The sequence below is a fragment of the Microbacterium sp. MF43 genome (genome assembly GCF_012847295.1).
Lineage (GTDB): Bacteria > Actinomycetota > Actinomycetes > Actinomycetales > Microbacteriaceae > Microbacterium.
This window is the reverse complement of sequence record NZ_JABBDY010000001.1, coordinates 682740-703949: the sequence shown is the minus strand read 5'-3', so window position 1 is coordinate 703949 and position 21210 is coordinate 682740. Positions and strand designations below refer to the sequence as shown.

18 protein-coding genes are annotated in these 21210 nt (G+C 70.0%); 8 read left to right on the top strand and 10 right to left on the bottom strand.

Translation table 11 applies throughout. The annotated features are described in order from the left end of the window. The first annotated feature begins 17 nt into the window (after nt 1–17). A complete protein-coding gene (locus tag HF323_RS03160; protein ID WP_169581083.1) occupies nt 18–608 on the top strand; it encodes a fasciclin domain-containing protein in 591 nt (196 codons plus the stop codon). Nucleotides 609–668: 60 nt separating this feature from the next. Here the strand turns inward: HF323_RS03160 and HF323_RS03155 are convergent, their stop codons facing one another. After that, nucleotides 669–2141, bottom strand: coding sequence for a serine/threonine-protein kinase (locus HF323_RS03155; RefSeq protein WP_223169182.1), 1473 nt, complete (start codon nt 2139–2141; stop codon nt 669–671). 579 nt (nt 2142–2720) lie between these two features. Here HF323_RS03155 and corA point away from each other — a divergent pair. Beyond that, nucleotides 2721–3719: a magnesium/cobalt transporter CorA gene (gene corA / locus HF323_RS03150; RefSeq protein WP_169581081.1), complete on the top strand. Its 999-nt coding sequence runs from the start codon at nt 2721–2723 to the stop codon at nt 3717–3719. Nucleotides 3720–3816: 97 nt separating this feature from the next. Here the strand turns inward: corA and HF323_RS03145 are convergent, their stop codons facing one another. From HF323_RS03145 to HF323_RS03125, 5 genes are all read right to left on the bottom strand, one after another. Beyond that, nucleotides 3817–4212 (bottom strand): glucose-6-phosphate dehydrogenase, encoded by a 396-nt coding sequence (locus tag HF323_RS03145; RefSeq protein WP_169581080.1) that lies wholly within the window; start codon nt 4210–4212, stop codon nt 3817–3819. 135 nt (nt 4213–4347) lie between these two features. Continuing rightward, on the bottom strand, nt 4348–7758 hold the full coding sequence (locus HF323_RS03140; RefSeq protein ID WP_169581079.1) for an error-prone DNA polymerase: 3411 nt from the start codon (nt 7756–7758) through the stop codon (nt 4348–4350). A 123-nt stretch (nt 7759–7881) separates the two neighbouring features. Beyond that, nucleotides 7882–9522, bottom strand: a complete 1641-nt coding sequence (locus HF323_RS03135; RefSeq protein WP_169581078.1) for a DNA polymerase Y family protein — start codon at nt 9520–9522, stop codon at nt 7882–7884. A 1-nt stretch (nt 9523) separates the two neighbouring features. Further along, on the bottom strand, nt 9524–10273 hold the full coding sequence (locus tag HF323_RS03130) for a hypothetical protein (RefSeq protein WP_223169127.1): 750 nt from the start codon (nt 10271–10273) through the stop codon (nt 9524–9526). Nucleotides 10274–10387: 114 nt separating this feature from the next. Then, nucleotides 10388–11305 carry an EamA family transporter gene (locus tag HF323_RS03125; protein WP_211160187.1) on the bottom strand — a complete coding sequence of 306 codons (918 nt, stop codon included), beginning with the start codon at nt 11303–11305 and terminating at the stop codon, nt 10388–10390. Nucleotides 11306–11345: 40 nt separating this feature from the next. Here HF323_RS03125 and HF323_RS03120 point away from each other — a divergent pair, with 40 nt between their 5' ends. Then, on the top strand, nt 11346–11858 hold the full coding sequence (locus HF323_RS03120) for a MarR family transcriptional regulator (protein WP_317450975.1): 513 nt from the start codon (nt 11346–11348) through the stop codon (nt 11856–11858). A gap of 2 nt (nt 11859–11860) precedes the next feature. Here the strand turns inward: HF323_RS03120 and HF323_RS03115 are convergent, their stop codons facing one another. The 3 genes from HF323_RS03115 to HF323_RS03105 form a co-directional block, all read right to left on the bottom strand. Next, on the bottom strand, nt 11861–12358 hold the full coding sequence (locus HF323_RS03115; protein WP_169581076.1) for an HNH endonuclease: 498 nt from the start codon (nt 12356–12358) through the stop codon (nt 11861–11863). A 350-nt stretch (nt 12359–12708) separates the two neighbouring features. Then, nucleotides 12709–13629, bottom strand: a complete 921-nt coding sequence (locus HF323_RS03110) for a M23 family metallopeptidase (protein WP_169581075.1) — start codon at nt 13627–13629, stop codon at nt 12709–12711. 256 nt (nt 13630–13885) lie between these two features. Next, the gene (locus HF323_RS03105; RefSeq protein ID WP_169581074.1) at nt 13886–14587 is read right to left on the bottom strand and encodes a metal-dependent transcriptional regulator; all 702 of its coding nucleotides are present in this window, start codon (nt 14585–14587) and stop codon (nt 13886–13888) included. 135 nt (nt 14588–14722) lie between these two features. Here HF323_RS03105 and serC point away from each other — a divergent pair, with 135 nt between their 5' ends. After that, nucleotides 14723–15835, top strand: a complete 1113-nt coding sequence (gene serC, locus HF323_RS03100; protein WP_169581073.1) for a phosphoserine transaminase — start codon at nt 14723–14725, stop codon at nt 15833–15835. 21 nt (nt 15836–15856) lie between these two features. Here the strand turns inward: serC and HF323_RS03095 are convergent, their stop codons facing one another. Beyond that, complete coding sequence (locus HF323_RS03095) at nt 15857–16489, bottom strand: TetR/AcrR family transcriptional regulator (protein WP_169581355.1); 633 nt, start codon at nt 16487–16489, stop codon at nt 15857–15859. 174 nt (nt 16490–16663) lie between these two features. Here HF323_RS03095 and HF323_RS03090 point away from each other — a divergent pair, with 174 nt between their 5' ends. From HF323_RS03090 to HF323_RS03075, 4 genes are all read left to right on the top strand, one after another. Further along, complete coding sequence (locus HF323_RS03090) at nt 16664–18319, top strand: ABC transporter substrate-binding protein (RefSeq protein ID WP_169581072.1); 1656 nt, start codon at nt 16664–16666, stop codon at nt 18317–18319. Between the two features lie 184 nt (nt 18320–18503). Then, nucleotides 18504–19328, top strand: a complete 825-nt coding sequence (locus HF323_RS03085; RefSeq protein ID WP_169581071.1) for an ABC transporter ATP-binding protein — start codon at nt 18504–18506, stop codon at nt 19326–19328. Next, nucleotides 19325–20134 (top strand): ATP-binding cassette domain-containing protein, encoded by an 810-nt coding sequence (locus HF323_RS03080; protein ID WP_169581070.1) that lies wholly within the window; start codon nt 19325–19327, stop codon nt 20132–20134. The genes HF323_RS03085 and HF323_RS03080 overlap by 4 nt, the downstream gene beginning before the upstream one ends. Continuing rightward, nucleotides 20131–21210, top strand: coding sequence for an ABC transporter permease (locus HF323_RS03075; RefSeq protein ID WP_169581069.1), 1080 nt, complete (start codon nt 20131–20133; stop codon nt 21208–21210). Before HF323_RS03080 ends, HF323_RS03075 begins: the two co-directional genes overlap by 4 nt.

The window sequence follows — 21210 nt, the reverse complement described above, 5'->3', positions numbered from 1 at the left end:
TCGAAGGAGCTGAACCCATGAAGAAGTCACGCATCGCCGTCGCCGCGGTCGCCGCGCTCGCTCTGGTCTTCACGACCACCCCTGCTCACGCGACGGGAGGAGGCACCCCCAGCGGCACCATCGTCGATGTCGCTGTCGCCGCATCGGGTGGCGGGACGCCCGACAGCAACCCGTACGACTACGACATCCTCGTGCAGGCCGTGCTCGCGACCGGCTTGGACGGCGCCCTCGCCGACACCGGCCAGAAGTACACGGTCTTCGCTCCCAACGACCGCGCCTTCCTGCGCCTCGTGACCGACCTGACCGGAACGGCGCCCGCCAGTGAAGCGGCCGCCCTGTCGACGATCACGTCCGCCTACTCCCTCGACCAGATCTCCGACATCCTGCTGTACCACGTCGTGGCGGGCAAGAAGCTGGGACCCGTCAAGGTGGTCACCTCCGGCTCGCTCACGATGGCCAACGGGGGCATCGTGAAGCCGCGTGGACTCTACCTGCGTGACGAGACGACGAGCCTCCGCGACCCGCGTATCGTGCTGTGGGCGATCAACATCCAGGCCTCGAACGGCGTCATCCACACGATCGACCGCGTGCTCGTTCCCGCGATGTGACACCCCCGTCGGTCCCGCCGGTGGCGCACCCGCGCACCGGCGGGATCGTCATGTGCGGGCTCAGCGGTCCTTGCCCTTACCCTGCCCCTTGCCGTTCTGCGACTGCGGCTCGGCCGACTCCGGCGCGGCGTTGTCGCTCGCGGCCTCGGTGCTCTTCGCGGCGGACTTCTCCGCCTTGGCGCCGGACTTCCCCGCATCCTTCTGATCCACTGCCGTGTCGGCCGGAGCCTGCGGTGCGTCGGCGGGGGTGCTCGCGGGCACCACGGCGACATCGGTCGAGGCATCCGTTTCAGCCACCGGCTCCGCCGGCAGCGTCTCACCCGAGTCGACGGCCTCGCGCACCGTCGCATAGGGCGCCGGCGACGCAGGAGGGGCGGCCGCGGCGAGGAGCCCCGCCGAGACGCCGATGACGGTCGCTGCGGCGGCAGAACCGACGAGCACCCGCGACGCGAGAGAGCGGCGGCGACGCCGCGCGCGGCGGGTCAGCGGGGCCGCGGTCGTCGCGCCCTGTGTCGGCGACGCGGCCATCGGGCTCGGCGCCGACGCGACAGCCGACAGCTCGAAGACCGACGTCGGCTCGGGCAGAGCGGCCGCGGACGGGGCAGCGATCGGCGCGGTGGCCTCGAACGCTCCGGACGGCGATGCCGCCGCTTCGCGCGGAAGCGTCATGCCGACGGGAGCGAACGCCGTGGCGTCCGCGCTGCGCAGCGTCATGGCCTTCTCGGCGACCTCGAGCGCGGAGGGACGCGCCTCCGGGTCGGTGTCGGTCATGCACCGCAGCAGGTGGGCCCACTCCGATCCGACGCTGTCGGGGATGCTCGGCGGCTCGACGAGCCGCGCCATCACCGCGCCGATGCCGGACGCATGCGGGTAGGCTCGCTCCCCCGTGAGCGCCTCGCGCAGGACGAGACCGAGCGCGTAGATGTCGGCCGCGGGCGTCGCCTCGGCGCCGCGCACCTGCTCGGGAGCAAGATAGTGCGCCGTGCCGATCACCATGCCGGGGGTGGTCACGCGCACGCTGTCCGTGAGCAGCGCGACACCGAAGTCGGTCAGCTTCGCGTGGAAGGAGACCGACGGGAGAACGGATGCCGCGAGAAGGACGTTCGCGGGAGTGACATCGCGGTGCACGAGCCCCGCGGCGTGAACGGCGTGCAGACCCGACGCCAGGTCGACGGCGAGCTTCGCGACGGCCGACGGCGGCATCGCACCGGCGCGGATCTGGCGGGAGAGGGTCGGACCGTCGATGTACTCCATGACGAGGTACGAGGGGTGGCCCTGCGCGATTCTCGCGTCGAGCAGCTTCACCAGGGAGGGGTGGTGGACCGATCCGAGCGCGCGCACCTCGTTGCGGGCACGGTCGGGCTCGGACATGCCGTCGGCAGACGCGGGCAGAAGCTTGACGGCGACGGTGCGGCCCAGGGCTGTGTCGACGGCGCGATAGACCTTGCCCATCCCGCCCTGCCCCACGCATTCGACGAGCTCATAGCGGCCGTCGAGCAGTGCGACAGTTCCCGCCTCGTCGATCGTGCGCATCACGATGGTGTCCTCCCCAACCGCACGGCTGGTGCGCCGTGCCGCTACGTAGGAAGCTATCCCGCGAGCCCCCAGGAAACTGGGGGTTGAAATCGCGGCGGGAGGCGCTATCATCCGGCCCGCGGAGTCTCCATCATGGCGACCGATCGTCCTCCCCGTGGCAGCACGCCTGCCCTCGCTGCGAGCCGTCACCGGGTCGTCACTGAGCCGTCCGGGCTGTCGCCGGGTCGTCGCCGGGTCGTCAACGGGCCGTCAACGGGCCGTCATCGACAGCCGCGGCACGGGGTGCGGCCGGGCCGGTCGCGCCACGCCCGAACACCCGCCGCGCGTCAAGTGCTTCGGATTCGGCCCCGGAAAGCGCTAACGTCGGCCTTGCAGGTGTCCCCAGCACCTGTCTGCGGAGTGGGTCCCCAACCTCTCCGCAATACCGGGCGGCGTTCGTGGCCTTGGGGGTGCGAAGAGTCGCTGACGGTAGCCGGGTCTCGAGTGTCCCCAGCGCTCGAGACCCGGTGCATCTGCATCGGGGAACCCGTCGGCGGTGCGCCCGGGCAGCCGCGGTCGCCCGGTGAGAATGAGGTCATGCCGATCATCGACAACGGTGTGTACGTCGCCGGGCGCCGCATCGAGAACCCCGCGAGCCTCGACGACACCTTCGAGTACATGCGATCCCGGGGCGGGATGGCGTGGATCGGGATGGTCCGCCCGACACCCGAGGAGATCCAGCAGGTCTCGTCGGAGTTCTCGTTGCACCCGCTCTCCGTGGAGGATGCGCTGACAGGCCATCAGCGATCGAAGATCGAGCGGTACGGCGACATCCTGTTCACCGTGCTGCGCCCTGCCCGGTATGTCGATTCGACCGAGACGGTCGAATTCGGCGAGCTGCACGTCTTCGTCGGACCGGACTTCGTCGTCACGATCCGGCACGCGGAATCGCCCGACCTCGCGCGCGTGCGGCGGCGGCTGGAGAGTCAGCCCGAACTGCTGGCGCGCGGACCGGAGGCCGTCCTGTACGCGATCCTCGACGAGGTCGTGGACGAGTACGCCCCGGTGGTCGCGGGGGTCGAGAACGACATCGACGAGATCGAGGATGCCCTGTTCGGCGGAACGAATCCCGCGCTCTCCAAGCGCATCTACGAGCTTTCGCGGGAGGTGCTCGCCCTGCAGCGCGCGACGCAGCCCCTCGCGGAGATGCTCGACAGCCTGCTGCGCGGTGCCGACAAGTACCGCGTCGACATCGAGCTGCAGCGCGCCCTGCGCGACGTGCACGATCACGCCCTGCGCATCATCGAACGCACGTCGGCGTTCCGCGCGATCCTGGAGAACGCCCTGACGGTCAATGCCACTCTCGTCACGCAGCGGCAGACAGACACCGCGCTGGCGCAGAACGAGCAGGTCAAGAAGATCTCCGCCTGGGCGGCGATCCTCTTCGGCCCCACCCTCGTGGGCACCGTGTACGGCATGAACTTCGAGTACATGCCCGAGCTCGACTGGGTGCTCGGGTACCCGATGGCCATCGCCCTGATGGCGGCCACGAGCCTCATGCTGTACGTGGTGTTCAAGCGACGCCGCTGGCTCTGAGGCCACCGCGGTCGCGTCAGTCGCAGCGCACGTGTCCGCAGCGGTGATCGCTGCCGAGGGTCAGCGGGGCAGTCCCGGCAGGGCGGGCGAGGACGGGTCAGCCGACAGTCGTCCCGCAGATGCCGCATACGCCGGTCGCGGGCACCTCGACGAAGCAGTTCGGGCACAGCGCGGCCGGTCGCTCCACGGCGGGCGTGGTGCGGCGCGGTGCCGCGCGGCGTTCACCGCGCGCCGCCGCACCGCGGCGCGGATCGACGACCGGTGTGAGCCGGGGCGGCGCAGGACGGTGCTCGGTGCAGTAGAACCGCACGTAGCCGCTGTGATTCTTCGGATGCCGGTGCTTGACCGCCCACAGCTCGGTGCGCGGCAGCGGCGTCGAGTCGGCGCCGCACACGAAGCAGCGGGTGTCCTCTCCCGGTGAGACCTCGGCCACGATCACCGGGATCTCGAACGGGAGTCCGTCGCGCCAGTCCGAGCTCGCGACGATCCACATGAGGTGTCCTTTCCGGCATCCGGTGCCGCAGGAGTGAACCTCGTCTACGCACGACCGGAGCAGTCGTTCGAGATTACCCCGCCCCGCTGTACGCCCGGTCAACGGGCGGTGACGGAAGGGGGCGGGGCACACCGGTCAGCGGAAGTTGCGAGCCTGATGATGCACGCCGACACGCAGATCCTCGAACCGGTCCGCGAGAACGTTCGTGACCCCCTCGGCCGATCGCTCGAGGACGCCTCGGACGATCAGCGCAGGCGAATCGCGCACCACGCGACGGTAGCGGTTCCACACCCCCACCGAGCAGATGATGTTGACGAGGCCCTGCTCGTCCTCGAGGTTGATGAAGGTCACGCCGGATGCTGTCGCCGGCCGCTGCCGGTGCGTGACGAGTCCTGCCACCTCGATGCGCCGGCCGGTCTCGTGGCTGCGCAGCTCACATGAGGTGAGCACGCCGCGGGCGTCGAGCCCGGAGCGGTAGTGGGTCATCGGGTGGTCATCGGTCGAAACCCCCGTCGCCCAGAGATCTGCCGCGAGCCTTTCGTAACTCGTCTGGTCTGTGAACAGCGGCGGCTGCACCGCGACGAGCGAGTCGGGCAGGAACTCCGGACGGTCCATGGCCGCGGAACCCGCCAGCCAGATGGCCTCGCGCCGCGTGATGCCCAGACCTTCGAAGGCGCCCGCGGTCGCGAGCGCCTCGAGCTGCACGGCGGTCAGGCTCGTGCGGCGCACGAGGTCGTGCAGGTCGTGGAAGGGCCCTTCGGCCTCCCGGGCGGCGACGATGCGCTCGGCCACCTTCGCGCCGATCCCTTTCACTCCGGCGAGGCCCAACCGCACCGAGAAGCGTCCGTCACGCCGGTGCGCCGCGGATTCGTCGGGCGCATCGATGTCGAACGGCCCCACCGGCGGCTGCGTGCGATGAGCACACGAGGCGAGGCCGGTCGGGCCGGGAGCGCCGTGCTCCTCGTTCGCTGCCACCGGTTCGAGCAGTGCCTCGACACCCGACAGGTGCAGGTCGGGGCGGCGGACATGGACGCCATGGCGCCGCGCGTCCGACACCAGCGATGCCGGAGAGTAGAACCCCATCGGCTGCGCGCGCAGCAGGCCGGCCAGGAAGGCCGCCGGGTAGTGCAGCTTGATCCACGAGCTGGCGTAGACCAGCAGAGCGAACGACAGCGAGTGCGACTCGGCGAACCCGAAATTGGCGAACGCCTGGATCTTGGCGTAGATCGCGTCGGCTTCCTCGCCGACGAGCCCGTTCTCGGCCATGCCCGCGTAGAGCTTCTCCTTCAGCGACTCGATGCGCTCGACCCCGCGCTTGGATCCCATCGCTCGCCGCAGCAGGTCGGCGTCCTCGCCCGTGAGCCCTCCGACCGCCATGCCCATCTGCATGAGCTGCTCCTGGAACACCGGGATGCCCAGCGTGCGCTCGAGCACGGGCACGAGCTTCGGGTGTGCGTAGGTCACCGGCTCCATGCCGAGCTTGCGCCGCACGAACGGATGCACCGCCCCGCCCTGGATCGGCCCGGGACGGATGAGGGCGATCTCGATCACGAGGTCGTAGAACCGCCGCGGCTGCAGACGCGGCAGGAGGCCCATCTGCGCGCGCGACTCGACCTGGAAGACCCCGATCGAATCGGCCCGGCACAGCATGTCGTAGACCGCCTTCTCTTCTTTGGGCAGGGTCGACAGCTCCCAGTCCTCACCCGTCGAGGCGCGGATCATGTCGAAGCAGTACTGCAGCGCCGCCAGCATGCCCAGCCCGAGCAGGTCGAACTTCACCAATCCCATCCACGCGGCGTCGTCCTTGTCCCATTGGATGACCGTGCGGTTCTCCATGCGGGCGTGCTCGATCGGCACGACCTCTCCCACCGGCCGGTCGGTGAGCACCATGCCGCCGGAGTGGATGCCGAGGTGCCGTGGTGCCTTCAGCAGCTCTCCGGCGAACTCGAGCACGCGGTCGGGGATGTCGTGTCCGGGCCCGGTCTCGAGATGCGCCCCCCACCCTTCGACCTGCTTGGACCAGGCATCCTGCTGCCCCGGCGAATGCCCGAGCGCCTTCGCCATGTCGCGCACGGCGTTCTTTGGGCGGTACTGGATGACGTTCGCCACCTGGGCGGCCCGTTCGCGTCCGTATCTCGCGTACACCCACTGGATGATCTCCTCACGCCGATCGGAGTCGAAGTCGACGTCGATGTCGGGCTCCTCGTCACGCAGGCTCGACAGGAAGCGCTCGAACGGCAGGTCATAGGCGATCGCGTCCACCGCGGTGATGTCGAGCAGGTAGCAGATCGCGCTGTTGGCCGCGGAACCGCGCCCCTGGCACAGGATGCCTCGGCGCCGCGCCTCCTGCACGATGCCGTGCACGATCAGGAAGTAGCCGGGGAAGTCCTTCATCTCGATGACCCCGAGCTCCTTCTCGATGCGCACGCGGTCCTTCTCGGACAGGCCGGGATACTTGCGGGGCACCGCCTCCCAGACGAGATGCCGCAGCCAGGACATCGGCGTGTGCCCCTCGGGCACCTCCTGCTTCGGCAGGGCGGGCTTGGCACGTCGCAGCGGGAAGGCGAGCTCGTCGGCGAGCGTCACGGTGCGCGCGACGGCGTCGGGGTGCCGCACGAACCGCTCGGCCATCTCGGCACCCGATCGCAGGTGGGCGCCGGCGTGTGCGGGCAGCCAGCCGTCGAGCTCGTCGAGGCCGCGGTTGGCGCGGACGGCCGCGACGGCAGCGGCCAGCAGCTGCCGCTTCGGCACGGAGTAATGGACGTTGTTGGTGGCCAGCAGTGGCAGGCGACGCTCGCGTGCGAGACCGACGAGGATGTCATTGTCGCGTGTGTCGAGCGGGTTGCCGTGGTCGATGAGCTCGACATGCACCGCGTCGCACCCGAAGAGGGCGATCAGACGATCGAGCTCGCGAGCCGCGGCATCCGTCCCTCTTTCCGTCAGCGCCCGACGCACCGCGCCCTTGCGGCATCCGGTGAGAACGGCCCAGTGATCGCGCCCCTGGTCGGCGAGCTCGTCGAGACGGTAGACCGGGCGCCCCTTCTCGGCGCCCTGCAGCTGGGCGTGCGTGAGCGCCCCCGCGAGGCGGTGGTAGCCCTCTTCACCGCGCGCGAGGACGAGCAGGTGCGCACCGACCGGATCGGGCTCGCCGTTCTGCGGCTTCGGCAGCTGGAGCGAGAGCTCGGCGCCGAACACCGTCTTGAGCTCGAGCGACTCGGCCGCCTCGGCGAAGCGCACGATGCCGTAGAAGCCGTCGTGGTCGGTGATCGCGAGGGCGTGCAGGCCGAGACGCTCGGCCTCTTCGGCGAGCTCCTCTGGCGACGAGGCGCCGTCGAGAAAGGAGAACGACGAGTGCGCGTGCAGCTCGGCGTACGGGATCGTCTCGGCGGGACGCTGGATGCCCGGTGCGACGTACGGCCCGCGCTTGTGCGACCACGCCGGGCTGTCGCCGCCGTCCGCTCCGACCGGGCGACCGGTCGGGCGGCGGCGGTCGCTCAGCAGCCGCTCCATCTCGGACCACGGCACGGAGGGGTTGTTGAAGCCCATCAGCGGGCCCTCCTCGGCGGCTCGGCGCGTTTCGTCTCGTCGCTGCGCTCCTCGCTCGACGACCGGGGATCTCTCCGGTCGTTGAGCGAGCGCAGCGAGACGAAACGCCGCACGGGGTGCCGCTCAGTCATAGAGCGCCTCCGCCATCCACGCGTCGCCCTCGCATACCAGCAGCCATGCGCCGCCGTCGGCGTCGACGACCTGGAATCGGTGCGCGCGGCGAGAGCGCGTCGGATCCCACGCCCGCTCCACCACCGGCCACGGCCCCGCCCACGCTTCGATCGCCCGCCGCCGCCCGCTCTCGATGAAGGTCGCCGGCACCGCCGAGACGCTGCCCCGCTCGTCGACGTCGATGATCTCTCCCCCGAGCGCGCGCACGTCGACGGGTATGGGTTCGGCGAACACCGTCGTCGGCAGGGGATCGGGAAGACTGCCCGGCCAGGGGCGCGCTCGCTGCGCCGCGAGACCGTCGGATCCGGTCGCATGGCGGTCACCCCAGGGCACGAGCACCTGCCGCTCCGTGAGCCATCGCCCGCCGCCGATCTCCGGCGTGAGCACGCCTCGATGGCCGAGCATGGCCTGGACGCGCGACAGCGCGTGGTGCACCTTCTCTTCGGGCCCGCCTCCGAAGATGGCGGGAGCGTGGTGGGATGCCGCGTCCACGGCCTCGGGAGAGATGCGCACCAGCGAAACCCCGCTGCGCAGGACCTCTCGCTCGTCTCCGCCGCCGTGCTTGCCGACCTCTTCGGACAGTTGCCAGCGCACGCGGTCGACCACCGCCGCGGCATCGAAGGAACCGGGGTGCAGCCAAACCCGCTCGCTGCGCTCGCCCCGATCGCCGATGAGCTCGACGCGCAGCTCGGTGCACACGAGGTCGATCGCTCCGAGGCCCGCGATGAAGTCGTCGGCGGTGACGCGCATGCCGAACGCGACCTGATCGGCGATCTCGAGCGGCGGCTCGAACGCGATCTCACGCGCGAGCTCGGGTGGCGGGACGCGTGGCTCGACCGGGCGGGAATCCTGCCCGCCCGCGAGCGCGTGGAGGCGCACGCCGCGCTCTCCGAACCTCTCGCGTACGCGATCGGGTGTCATGGCCGCGAACTCAGCGAGCGTCTGCACGCCCAGCCGGGCGAGCAGCCCGACCAGGTCGTCGGAGGCTGACGGCGCCGCTCCCGCGCCGAACGAGGACGCCTCGAGCACCGCCACCGACAACGGCGCGAGGAATCCTGCCGCCTCGCCGGCCGGCACGACGCATACCGGGTCGGTCGCGCTCGTCCCCGATTTCGCCGCCTGCTCGGCGGTGAAAGGACCGTCGGCGATGCCGGCCCGCACGCCGGCCAGCCCCCGCCCGTTCAGCATCTCGATCAGCATGCGCGCCGCTGCGGCCTCGCCACCGTAGTAGCGCGCCGGCCCTTTGGCTCGCAGAGCGCACAGCCCAGGACGCACGACCTGCACGCCCGGTGCCCGCTCCTCGATCGCCGAGACGACGGGGGCGAACGCTCGGTGGTCTCGAGCGGTGTCGCCCGGGACCACCGTGAGCCCGGGGCATCGCGCCTGAGCATCGCGACGCCGCTGCCCTCGGCGCACGCCCTCAGCGCGAGCGGTGGCAGAGCAGGCGGTGACGAGGTTGCGCTCGATCACCGCGACGGGCCGGACGTGATCGAGCGGAGGAAGCTCGTCTGCTCCGGCGCCCTGCAGCAACGCCGTGACGGGCCAGTCGGGAAACCACAGCACCAGGCTGCGGACGGGAGACTCCACGGCCATGTCAGCCGACCGCCCTCGCCTCGAGGGACGCGTATGCGGTGCCGGCACCCCAGCGTGGCTCGACCGGTTCCGGCACGGTGGTGAGCGTAGGCACCGGCTCGCCGACAGCCGCGATGGTGCCGGTGGCATCGGGAAGCAGTACGCGGGATCGCCGCGGGCGGGGCCAGCGACGGCTCGATGCCGTGATGGTGACCTCCCGGCCGGAGAGGTAGCCGTGACCGCGCCCCAATCCGCTCCACTCGGGCGCGTCGAGCTCGAGCACGGCTTCGGCTTGCGGCCACGGGCCCTGCACGAGCAGAACCGCCCCTCGGTCGCGCAGTCGCGCCGCCAGCCGCGAGATCTCGGCATCGGGGGCGCGGCCGGCCGGACGCACTGCCACCACCGGCAGCACCTCGGCGATCGTCGCCGTCACGGCGAGCCACCGCGGCCCGGGTTCGGGGATGAGCACGAGCCGAGTCAGATCGACCCCCAGACGCTCGGCGGCCTCGGCACCCAGCCGCGGCATGCCGACGACACCGCACCATGAACCCGCCTGCGACGGCTGCGCCAGGAGTCCGAGCAGCAGCGACGTCGAACGGGAGAGCGAGTAAGCGGCGCCGGGACGCAGCCCGCCACCGGGCAGGAGAGCGGCGAGCGCCGGGTGAACGGGAAGCACCGGCGCATCGAGCCGCCGGCCCTGCACGCGCTCGAGCTGTGCGCGAAGGGAGGCCAGGTCTCCCGCCACGCCGGCACGATCACGCACTGCCGTCATCCACTCATCCTAGAATCTTTGTTCTAATGAATCAATCCCGGGATCGAAGATAATTCGTACCTCCGACACACCTCGACCGCGCAGCGCGATCGATGCATCGCCCGACCCGCCCCGCTACGACTCGGCCCGCACCACCCGCACCTCCGCACCGGCCGGCACGGGTGTCCGATCCGGCCGCGGCCGGCGCGGGGGCAGCGCACCCAGGGTGATCCCGCCGAGCACGAGCGCCACACCGACCGCCTGAGGCACCCCGAACGCCTCTCCCGCGACGAGCACGCCGAGAGCGACACCCGTCACCGGATTGAGGAGCCCGACCACCCCCACGACGCCTGGCGCGAGGTGACGCAGACCGGCGAACCAGGCGGCGTACGCCAGCGCCGTGGCGATGAGCGTGACGTAGGCGAAGCCCAGCGCGGCCGGCGGCGCGAGCGCGGGCGGCGCACCCTCGACCAGGACGGCGGCCGGGAGCAGCACCAGCGAACCGGCGACCAGCTGCCATGCCGTCATCGGCAGCGCCGGGACATCGCTCCCCCACCGGGCTGTGAGCACGAACCCCAGCGACGAGGCCGCCATCGCGCCGAGCGACGCCGCGACGCCCCACGCGTCGACGTCCCCGATGTCGACGCCCACCATCACCACGACACCCGCCAGTCCGATCGCCGCACCGGCCACGGCCGCCGCTCGCGGCCGCTTGTGCAGCAGCAGCCACGCGAACAGCAGCATGCACGCCGCCGACGTCGACATGAGCGTTGCAGCCAGGCCCGAGGGCAGGCGCTGGCCTGCGACGTAGACGAGCACGAAGAAACCGCCGACATTGAGCGTGCCGAGCAGAAGCGAGCGCCACCACCAGGATCCACGCGGCAGGACGCGCGCAGCGAGCAGCACGATCAGCCCCGCGGGCAGCGCCCGCAGCACGCCGCCCCACAGTGGCGATTCGGGAGGCAGGAGGTTGCGCGTCACGACATACGTGCTGCCCCACGCGATCGGCGCGATCGCCGTGATGGCGATCCACAGCAGTCTTTTATCTTCCATGGAAGATACTTTACCTTACCGGGAAGATAAGATGGCCCCCGTGGATGCCTCCTCCGAACAGCCGATCGACCGCATCGCCGAGATCCAGCAGGCGTGGCGGCGCGAGCGCCCCGACCTCGACCCGTCGCCTCAAGGCGTGATCGGGCGCCTGCACCGCGTGGCGCTCGAGCTCACCGAGCGCCTCATCTCCGTATACCGGGAATTCGGCCTCACCGAGGGCGAGTTCGACGTCCTCGCGACGCTCCGCCGCGCCGGCGAACCCTACGAGCACGCGGCGGGCGAACTCGCCGACCACACGCTCGTCACCACCGGCGGCCTCACCAAGCGCGTCGACCGCCTCGAGGCGCGTGGTCTCGTGGAGCGGCGTGCCGAGGCATCCGATGCCCGCCGGCGCCTCGTCCGGCTGACACCGGCCGGGCGAGAGCTCATCGACCGCGCGTTCACCGCCCACCTCGCGAACGAGCACCGGCTCCTCGACGAGCTGGGATCAGCGGATGCCTCGGCGATCGAGCCGATCCTGATCCGGTGGCTGCGCGTTCTGGAGGGGCACTGACGTCACGCCGCGAGCGCGAGATACGGTTCCCACCGCGGATCGGTGCGCTCGGTGCCGCGCACCGTCCACTGCGCCCCGCGCGGAGGATGCGGCGTGAACCGCAGCTCCCAGTTCATCTCCTGCGGAGTGCGATCGCCCTTGACGTTGTTGCAGCGCAGGCAGCACGCCACCAGGTTCTCCCACGAGTCGCCACCGCCCCGCGAACGCGGAAGGACGTGGTCGATCGTCGAGGCGGAGGAGCCGCAGTAGGCGCACCGGTGCGCGTCGCGTCGCAGCACCCCACGGCGGGTGACCGGCACTCGGCGACCTCCGGGGACCCGCACGTACCGGGTCAGGATGATCACCGCCGGGCGATCATAGGCACGTCTCGTGCCCCACACCGGATCACCATCGGTGTGCTCGATGACGGTGGCCTTCTCGTTCATGACGAGCACGAGCGCCCGCTTGAACGACACGACGGCGAGCGGTTCGTAGCCCGCATTCAGCACCAGAGTGCGCATTGATCATCCTCTCGAATGGCCGGGACGGCTTCTCGGTTATTCGACTTGCGCGACGATCGATCTGCGCAGGGGCATGAAAAAAGGCGCTGTCTTACAGACAGCGCCCTGGAGCCACGGCAGTGCCGCGGCATCCGCTCGTGCAATGCCGGAGGACGAGGCGTCCGAGCGCATCCATGGTTCGGATGCGAGGAATGCTGCCCATCGGCTCCCTCCGCTTCTCTCAGCGTCGGGTTCAGGCTAACGCACCCACGAGCGATGAGGGCCGCGGGGGGCGGTGAACGGCGGGTGGCGTGTCGGGGAACGGCGAATCCCCTCGGAGCCGGGCTCCGAGGGGATTCGCGGAAGAGGGGTCAGCCGGCGTTGGCCTGCAGCCAGGTCAGCGGGTTGACGTTCGACCCGTTGACGAACACCTCGAAATGCAGGTGATTGGCCGTCGAGCGGCCGGTGCTGCCGACGAGGCCGATCAGCTGGCCGACCTCGACACGCTGGCCGGAGACGACCTGACGGCTGCCGTAGGTCTGGTGGGCGTAGAGCGTCGTGACCTTCTGGCCGTTGATGACGTGGTCGATCGTGATCGTCACGCCGTAGTCGTAGTAGCCCTCGGACGACACGTTCACGACACCCGCAGCCGCCGCGTAGATCGGAGTGCCGCCCGGGGCGACCATGTCGATGCCGCGGTGCGCACCACCGCGCGTGCCGTAACCGTCGGTGAGCGTGAAGTCGGCCAGGGGCCAGCGCACGGCGCCGGAGCCGGGGGCGACCATGCTCAGGTCGACGTTGTACCCGGTCTGCGCAGCGGACGCCTGTGCGGCGAGACGGGCGCGCTCGGCGGCGGCCTTCTTCGCGGCTTCCGCGGCCTTCTTCTTCTGGATCTCTTCCGAGGTCGTGGCCGAGTAGCTGTCGCGCGTCAGTTCGGCGCCGGTGGCGTCGGAGGCGACCACGACGGATTGCGCGTCTTCGGCGGCCATCTGCTGGAGCGTGACGGGAGCCTCACCCGGCTGGATCACGCCGGCGAAGGCGGGGAGCGCGGTGACGCCGACGAGACCGCCGACGATGCCCAGCACCGCCAGGCTGCGGAGCTGCTTCGCGGCGCGCTCACCGACCGTCATCTGGGATCCGGACGCCACGGCGGCCGTCTTCTTCGCGACCGGGACCGCGGGCTTCGCCACCTTCGGGCGAGCGGCCGGTGTGCGGCGCACGCGCGTGCGACGGGTCAGACTCGTCGCGTCGGTCACGGGATCGCTCGCGAGCGAATCGTTGTTATCAGCCAAACTGTCCTCCGGCGCCTCGGCGCCGGGGGCGCTGGCTCGTCGGCATTCGGTGTTCGGGGCACGATATGCGGGCTTCACCGTGCGGACGACGAGCCAGGGAGGCAATCCGCGCGGGGTCCGATCGGCGGGCTTCTCGCCTGTTGGACGTTTCGAGGCTACCCGAAGGTAACGAATATGTCACGCTCCGCGGCTGGCAGATGCCTGGGCGTGTGTCGTAGGTGCGGTGGGCGAGGCATCCGCCCTGCTCGGCACCCGGTCAGCGACGGTCGTCGACGAGGAAGATATGCGAGGCGACCTCGACCGGGAGTTCGAGGCCCTCGTCGCTGCCGTCCATCTGCACCAGGACGTACCCCTCGTTGTAGCGGTAATCGCCAGACGCGCCCGGAACGACGCCGGCGCCCTTGAGCTGCTGAAGCAGCTCGGGGTCGACCTGCGCGGGCTCGGCCAGACGGCGCACGGTGCCCGAGATGGGCTCGCCCGCCTCGTTGAGTCGGCGCACGAGGCCCACCACTCCCTGCTCGAATCCGGTCGCAGGCACATCGCCCAGCTGATCCAGGCCCGGGATGGGGTTGCCGTACGGCGACTCGGTCGGGTGCCCGAGGAGCTCGACGAGCCGGCGCTCGACCTGCTCGCTCATGACGTGCTCCCATCGGCACGCCTCTTCGTGGACGTACGCCCAGTCGAGGCCGATCACGTCGGACAGCAGGCGCTCGGCGAGACGGTGCTTGCGCATGACGTCGACGGCCTTCTGCCGCCCGGCATCGGTGAGCTCGAGGCTGCGGTCCTCGCTGACGACCACCAGACCGTCGCGCTCCATGCGGCCGATCGTCTGCGACACGGTGGGACCGGAGTGCCCCAGGCGCTCCGAGATGCGCGCGCGCAGCGGGATGATGTTCTCCTCTTCGAGCTCGAGGATCGTGCGCAGGTACATCTCGGTGGTGTCGATGAGATCTGTCATGTCGCGAGGGTCCTCGAGTCGGGAAAGCCGGTAAGGCCACCCTATCTTGGCGGCGCGACGGCACGGCCCTCCGCGGCGGCGTCACGGGCCGTCACGCGGCCCGGCCGCTTCGGGGGGCCTGCCTAGAATCGACCCATGCCCCACGTCGCGCTTCCCCGTGAGATCCTGCCCGCCGACGGACGCTTCGGGTGCGGCCCGTCGAAGGTGCGCCCCGAGCACCTCGAGGCGCTGGCCGGCCCGGGCTCGGCGCTGCTGGGCACCTCCCACCGCCAGGCTCCCGTCAAGGACCTCGTCGGCCAGGTGCGCGCGGGTCTGGGTGAGCTGTTCCGTCTGCCCACGGGCTATGAGGTGATCCTCGGCAACGGCGGGTCGACGGCGTTCTGGGATGCCGCGGCCTTCGGTCTCATCGAGAAGCGCAGCCAGAACCTCGTCTTCGGCGAGTTCGGGGGCAAGTTCGCGGCGGCCGCCAAGGCCCCGTGGCTCGAGGCGCCCGACGTGCGCGAGGTTCCGGCCGGAACCCGCACGACGGCCGAGGCCGTCGAGGGCGTCGACGTGTACGCGTGGCCCCACAACGAGACCTCGACGGGTGTCAGCGCCCCCGTCACCCGCGTGGAGGCCGACCCCGATGCACTCACCGTGATCGACGCGACGAGCGCCGCGGGTGGCATCGACTTCTCGATCCATGAGGCCGACGTCTACTACTTCGCGCCGCAGAAGAACCTCGGGTCCGACGGCGGCCTGTGGTTCGCCCTCGTCTCGCCGGCCGCGATCGAGCGCATCGAGCGGATCGCCGCGTCGGGCCGCTACATCCCCGAGTTCCTCAGCCTCAAGAACGCTCTCGACAACTCGCGCCTGAACCAGACGCTCAACACGCCCGCGCTCGCGACGCTCTTCCTGCTCGACCAGCAGCTGGACTGGATCCGCGACAACGGCGGGCTCCAGTGGGCCGACGCGCGCACGCGGGAGTCGTCGCAGGCGCTGTACGACTGGGCCGAGGCATCCGCGTTCGCCACCCCTTTCGTCGCCGACGCCGCCGACCGCTCCCCCGTCGTGGTGACCATCGACTTCGACGACTCCGTCGACGCCGCCGCCGTCGCGAAGAGCCTTCGCTCCAACGGCATCGTCGACACCGAGCCGTACCGCAAGCTGGGGCGCAACCAGCTGCGCGTGGCGACGTTCGTCTCGATCGACCCCGACGATGTGCGCCAGCTCATCAAGGCGATCGACTACACCGTCGAGCGGCTGTAGGGCCCGTTCCGCTCGCTTCGCTCAGACCAGCGGTGAGCGAGCGGGCTCGAGCACGGACGAGACGATCGCCTCGATCGCGAACTCGGACGCACGGCCCAGGTCGAGCGCGGTCGGGTCGAGCAGCCACTGCACCTGGAGACCGTCCATGACGGCGAGGATGCTCGTCGACGCGTAGGCAACCGTGTCGGGCTCGGTGATGCCGCGCTCGGCGCAGGCGACGGCGAAGGCGTGCGCGACTTCGCCTCGCAGCGTCTCGTACCGCTTCTGGAAGAACTCGCGGCCGGGATGCCCGTCGGTCACGGACTCCGCCGAGAGGACGGCGTAGGCCTGCACGATGCCGGGACGATCGGCGTTCGCGAACGCGGTGCGCACCAGATGGCGGAAGAGCTCCATCCCGTCGGGGATGTGCTGCTCCTCCAGGTCGGCCACGTCGGTCTCGTCACGATGCTGCAGCACTTCCAGCAGCAGGGCGTCCTTCGAGCCGAAGTGATGGAGGATGCCGGCGTGGGTCATGCCCACCTGATCGGCGATCTCCTGCAGCGTGCCGCCGGTGAACCCTTTCGCGCCGAAGATCTCGGTCGCGGCATCGAGGATGTCGCGACGCCTCGCGAGGGTCTCGGGACGCGAACGCGGTTGTCTGCGCTGCTCGATCACTGGCGTCCGCCCCTCACTCATCCGGCGGATCACGATTCTACGCACGCGCGGGCACCGCGGGAGACGACGCGCTTGCAAAGGTTACTTACTTGATTGTAAGTTGAACGCGCAATCACCCCCGACGCCGTCGTCGCTCTCCTGCGCACGCCGTCGTCGCATCACGAAGGAGAAGCAATGAGGCTCAGGTCCTCCCTCGTCGCCGTCGGCATCGCCGCGGCGATCGTGCTCACCGGCTGCGCGGCCGGAGGCGCGGACTCCGGCGATTCGGAGCCCGGCGCGGCGCTCACCATCGCAAAGCCCGACGGGGCCATCACGACCGAGTCGAACAACCCGTACCTGGGCGACTCGTCTGCGTCGAAGTACGCCTACGGCAAGGTGATCTTCGAACCCCTCGCCCTCGTGAACCCCACGGGCGACCTGGGCACCACGCCGTGGCTGGCCGAGTCGGTGGAGTGGAACGACGACTACACCCAGCTCACCGCGGTCGCCCGCAGCGGGGTGAAGTGGAGCGACGGCGAAGACTTCACCGCCGACGACATCGCGTTCTCGTTCAACCAGGTGCTCGACGGCAAGCTCAACGACACCAACGCGCTCGACATCAAGAGCGTGAGCGTCGACGGCGACACCGTCACCATCGACTTCAACAGCTCCAAGTTCACGCAGCAGGCGCGCGTGCTGCACTTCCAGATCGTGCCCGAGCACATCTGGAGCGACATCGAGGACCCGAACACCGACCCGCTCACCGGCGAGGGTCAGGCCGTGGGGACCGGTCCGTACGTGCTCGACTCGTGGACGACCGAGGCGGTCACCCTCACCGCGAACCCCGACTACTGGGGCGGTGAACTGTCCGTGCCCGAGCTGCACTACGTCTCCTACGGCGACAACGCAGCCCTCACGACCGCGCTCGCGACCGGCGAGGCGGATTGGGCGCAGGCCTTCATCCCGCAGATCGAGGACAGCTACCTGTCGGCAGACCCCGACAACAAGTTCCTCGTCTCGCCCACCGCGGGCGCCGGAACGCTGTTCATGAACCTGCAGGCCGAGCCGTTCGACGACCCGGCTCTCCGCCAGGCGCTCGCCTGGACGATCGACCGTCAGGCCTACGTCGACATCGCGCGCGAGGGCGCGAGCGAGGCGGTCTGGAGCGTCACGGGTCTCGGCACCCTGCTCGAGGACGAGATCATCCCGGAGTACGCGGGCCAGAACTACTCCGTCGACGTCGACAAGGCCCGCGAGATCCTCACCGACGCCGGGTACACGTGGGAGGGCGACGCCCTCCTCGATCCGGACGGCGAGGCGGTCTCGTTCTCCATCTCGGTCCCGGCGGGCTGGAGCGACTGGAACACCGAGCAGGCGCTCCTCGCCGAGGAGCTCAAGGAGGGCCTCGGCATCGAGGTCAAGGTCGACCAGCCCGACTGGGGCGGCTGGGACGCCGCACGCCAGGAGGGCACCTTCCAGGCGATCATCCACTGGCTCGAGGACACCGGCAACGCCTACGGCCTCTACACGTCCACGATGGACCCGAAGTGGATCGTCGACGGAAAGGCGGCGTTCAACTTCGGCCGCTTCGACGACCCGGCCGTCACAGACGCCCTCAACACGTACGCGAACGCGTCCTCGGATGCCGATCGTGAAGCCGCCCTCGCGGTGATGCAGACGGCGTTCGTGGAGAACGTGCCGGCGATCCCGCTCGGCGCACACCCGCTCCTGGGCGAGTTCAACACACGCAACTACGTCGGATGGCCGTCCGAGGACGACCCGTACGCCTCGGCCGACCCGACGCAGCCCGCGGTCGTGCAGATCCTCACGAAGCTGCAGCCCGCCGAGTAGCCGGCTGAGGGCGGGACGGATGCTGCGGCATCCGTCCCGCCCGAACGACAGCACCGCTGCTGCGGCATCCGTCCCGCCCGAACGACAGCACCGCTGCTGCGGCATCCGTCCCGCCCGAACGACAGCACCGCTGCTGCGGCATCCGTCCCGCCCGCATCTCACCTCACGAAAGCGAACCCCCACGATGAGAGATCCGCTGCTCTCCGTCCACGACTTCTCGATCGTCTACGACGTCGATCCCCCCGTGCGGGCCGTCAGGAACGTCACGCTCGAGCTCCAGCGCGGTGAGATCCTCGGTCTGGCCGGGGAGAGCGGGTGCGGCAAGACCACACTCGCCTATGGCGTCCAGCGCCTCCTCAAGCCCCCGGCGGTGATCACGAGCGGCTCGGTCGTCTTCCACGACGCGAAGGGCGAGGACATCGACATCAACGCCCTCGAGCCCGAGGAGATGCGCCGATTCCGCTGGGACAAGATCTCGATGGTGTTCCAGGGTGCGATGAACTCGCTCAACCCCGTTGCCACGATCGGCTCTCAGCTGGAGGACGTCTTCGAGGTCCACCGCCCCGCCTTCTCCCGCGCGCAGCGACGCGCGGCGGTCATCGAGCTGCTCGAGATCGTCAAGGTCGGCGCGCAGCGCTACCGCTCGTACCCGCACGAGCTGTCAGGCGGCATGCGCCAGCGCGTGATGATCGCGATGGCGCTCGCGCTGCGCCCGCAGCTCATGGTCATGGACGAGCCGACCACCGCCCTCGACGTGCTCGTCCAGCGGGAGATCCTCCGCCAGGTCTCGCACCTGCGGCACGAGTTCGGGTTCTCGGTGATCTTCATCACGCACGACCTCCCGCTGCTCCTCGAGATCAGCGACCGCATCGCGATCATGCGCGAGGGCGAGATCATCGAGCTCGACTCGGCGGAGCGCATCTGGACCGACCCTCAGGACGAGTACACGCGCACGCTGCTCGCCTCGTTCCCACGACTCACCGGAGAAAGGGGGGTGGTCCGCCGATGACCGTCCTCGAGTTCGACGCCGTCACGAAGGTCTACTCCGTGCGCGGCGCCGGCCAGTTCAGGGCCCTCGACGATGTGAGCTTCACGCTTCGGTCGGGCCAGACGATCGGCCTCGTCGGCCAGTCCGGCAGCGGCAAGTCGACGATCGCGAAGATCCTCACGCAGCTCGAGTCGCCCACGAGCGGCGAAGTGCGCCTCGACGGTGAGCCGATCCCCCGTCGCGGCAAGGGCCTGCGCGCGTATCGCCAGCAGCTGCGCATGGTGTTCCAGGACCCGTTCGCATCGCTCAACCCCTATCACTCGATCCGCTACGCCATCGAGCGGCCGCTCCAGCTCGACGGCGTCGTCCCGAAGGACCAGCTCGATGACGAGGCCCGCCGCCTGCTCGGCCGGGTCCGCCTCGATGCCGACGCCGTGATCGACCGCCGTCCGCATGAGCTCTCGGGCGGTCAGCGCCAGCGCGTCGCGATCGCGCGCGCCCTGGCATCCCGCCCCAAGCTGCTCATCGCCGACGAGCCCGTCTCGATGCTCGACGTGTCGATCCGCCTCGGAGTGCTGAATCTCCTCGCCGACCTGCAGCGCGAGGAGGGGCTGGGCGTGCTCTACATCACACACGACCTCGCAACCGCGCGCCACTTCAGCGACGAGATCCTCGTGCTCAATCAGGGCCGGATCGTCGAGCACGGCCCAGCCGACGACGTGATCCTGCGGCCCCAGAACGCGTACACCCAGGAACTTCGCGCGGCATCCCCGGACCCGGACCGCTTCTTCACCCACGCAGCAGGCACCCTCGGAGGTCAGGAATGAGCGCCGTCGCCCCCCAGCTCCCCGCCCCCGAGTTCGACGCGGTCGAGGCGGGTACGACGGCGGCGGGCGCCGCCAGAGGACGCGTGCGCGTCCCCTGGCGCTTCCTCGGCAATCGCGCCCTGTTCTATCTGTTCACGCTGTGGGCGGCGATCACGATCAACTTCTTCCTGCCTCGGCTGATGAAGGGCGACGCGGTCACCGCCTACCTGGCACGCAATCGGAACGTCACGCCCGAGGCCGCCGAGGCGCTGCGGGCGCTGCTCGGGCTCGACACCGACACCTCCCTCTGGCAGCAGTACCTCGACTACTGGGGCCTGCTCCTGCGCGGCGACCTCGGCATCTCGCTCCTGCACGGCATGCGCCCGGTCACCGAAGTGGTCGGCCAATCGCTGGTGTGGACGGTGGGGCTGGTCGGGTTCGCGACCCTCATCGCCTTCGCGATCGGCACCATCGGCGGCGCGATCGTCGGCTGGCGACGCGGCAGCAGACTCGATGCGCTCATCCCCCTCACGACCTTCCTCAGCACCATCCCCTACTTCTGGCTCGGGCTCGTGGCGATCTCGGTCTTCTCGGTGGCGCTCGGCTGGTTCCCCATCGGCAAGGCGTATGGCGTCGGGGTGACGCCGGAGTGGTCAGGGGAGTTCATCGGCGACGTCCTCCACCACGGCTTCCTCCCCGCGGCGACCATCATCATCGCCTCGCTCGGCGGCTGGATGCTCGGCATGCGCAACATGATGCTGACCGTCCTCGACGAGGACTACGTCACGGTCGCGCAGGCGAAGGGACTGCCGAACAACCGGGTGCTCTGGCGTTACGCCGCTCGCAACGCGGTGCTCCCGCAGATCCAGAGCTTCGCACTCGCGCTCGGCTTCATCGTCGGCGGGACGATCGTGATGGAGATGGTCTTCAGCTACCCCGGCGTCGGCAAGCTGCTGCTCGATGCGACGAACGCGAAGGACTACGCCCTCATGCAGGGAGTGTTCCTCGTGCTCACCGTCTCGGTGCTCCTGGCGAACCTGCTCGCCGACGTCGCCTACGCATTCCTCGACCCGCGCACACGCCAGACGGAGGCCTGA

Excerpts from the sequence above, each read along its gene's own strand:
- serC (WP_169581073.1), top strand. The coding sequence starts at position 14,723 with ATGCCCCACGTCGCGCTTCCCCGTGAGATCCTGCCCGCCGACGGACGC.
- HF323_RS03075 (WP_169581069.1), top strand. The coding sequence starts at position 20,131 with ATGAGCGCCGTCGCCCCCCAGCTCCCCGCCCCCGAGTTCGACGCGGTC.
- HF323_RS03155 (WP_223169182.1), bottom strand. The coding sequence starts at position 2,141 with ATGCGCACGATCGACGAGGCGGGAACTGTCGCACTGCTCGACGGCCGC.
- HF323_RS03090 (WP_169581072.1), top strand. The coding sequence starts at position 16,664 with ATGAGGCTCAGGTCCTCCCTCGTCGCCGTCGGCATCGCCGCGGCGATC.
- HF323_RS03160 (WP_169581083.1), top strand. The coding sequence starts at position 18 with ATGAAGAAGTCACGCATCGCCGTCGCCGCGGTCGCCGCGCTCGCTCTG.
- HF323_RS03145 (WP_169581080.1), bottom strand. The coding sequence starts at position 4,212 with ATGTGGATCGTCGCGAGCTCGGACTGGCGCGACGGACTCCCGTTCGAG.
- corA (WP_169581081.1), top strand. The coding sequence starts at position 2,721 with ATGCCGATCATCGACAACGGTGTGTACGTCGCCGGGCGCCGCATCGAG.
- HF323_RS03105 (WP_169581074.1), bottom strand. The coding sequence starts at position 14,587 with ATGACAGATCTCATCGACACCACCGAGATGTACCTGCGCACGATCCTC.
- HF323_RS03125 (WP_211160187.1), bottom strand. The coding sequence starts at position 11,305 with ATGGAAGATAAAAGACTGCTGTGGATCGCCATCACGGCGATCGCGCCG.
- HF323_RS03085 (WP_169581071.1), top strand. The coding sequence starts at position 18,504 with ATGAGAGATCCGCTGCTCTCCGTCCACGACTTCTCGATCGTCTACGAC.
- HF323_RS03130 (WP_223169127.1), bottom strand. The coding sequence starts at position 10,273 with ATGACGGCAGTGCGTGATCGTGCCGGCGTGGCGGGAGACCTGGCCTCC.
- HF323_RS03115 (WP_169581076.1), bottom strand. The coding sequence starts at position 12,358 with ATGCGCACTCTGGTGCTGAATGCGGGCTACGAACCGCTCGCCGTCGTG.
- HF323_RS03140 (WP_169581079.1), bottom strand. The coding sequence starts at position 7,758 with ATGGGCTTCAACAACCCCTCCGTGCCGTGGTCCGAGATGGAGCGGCTG.
- HF323_RS03135 (WP_169581078.1), bottom strand. The coding sequence starts at position 9,522 with ATGGCCGTGGAGTCTCCCGTCCGCAGCCTGGTGCTGTGGTTTCCCGAC.
- HF323_RS03080 (WP_169581070.1), top strand. The coding sequence starts at position 19,325 with ATGACCGTCCTCGAGTTCGACGCCGTCACGAAGGTCTACTCCGTGCGC.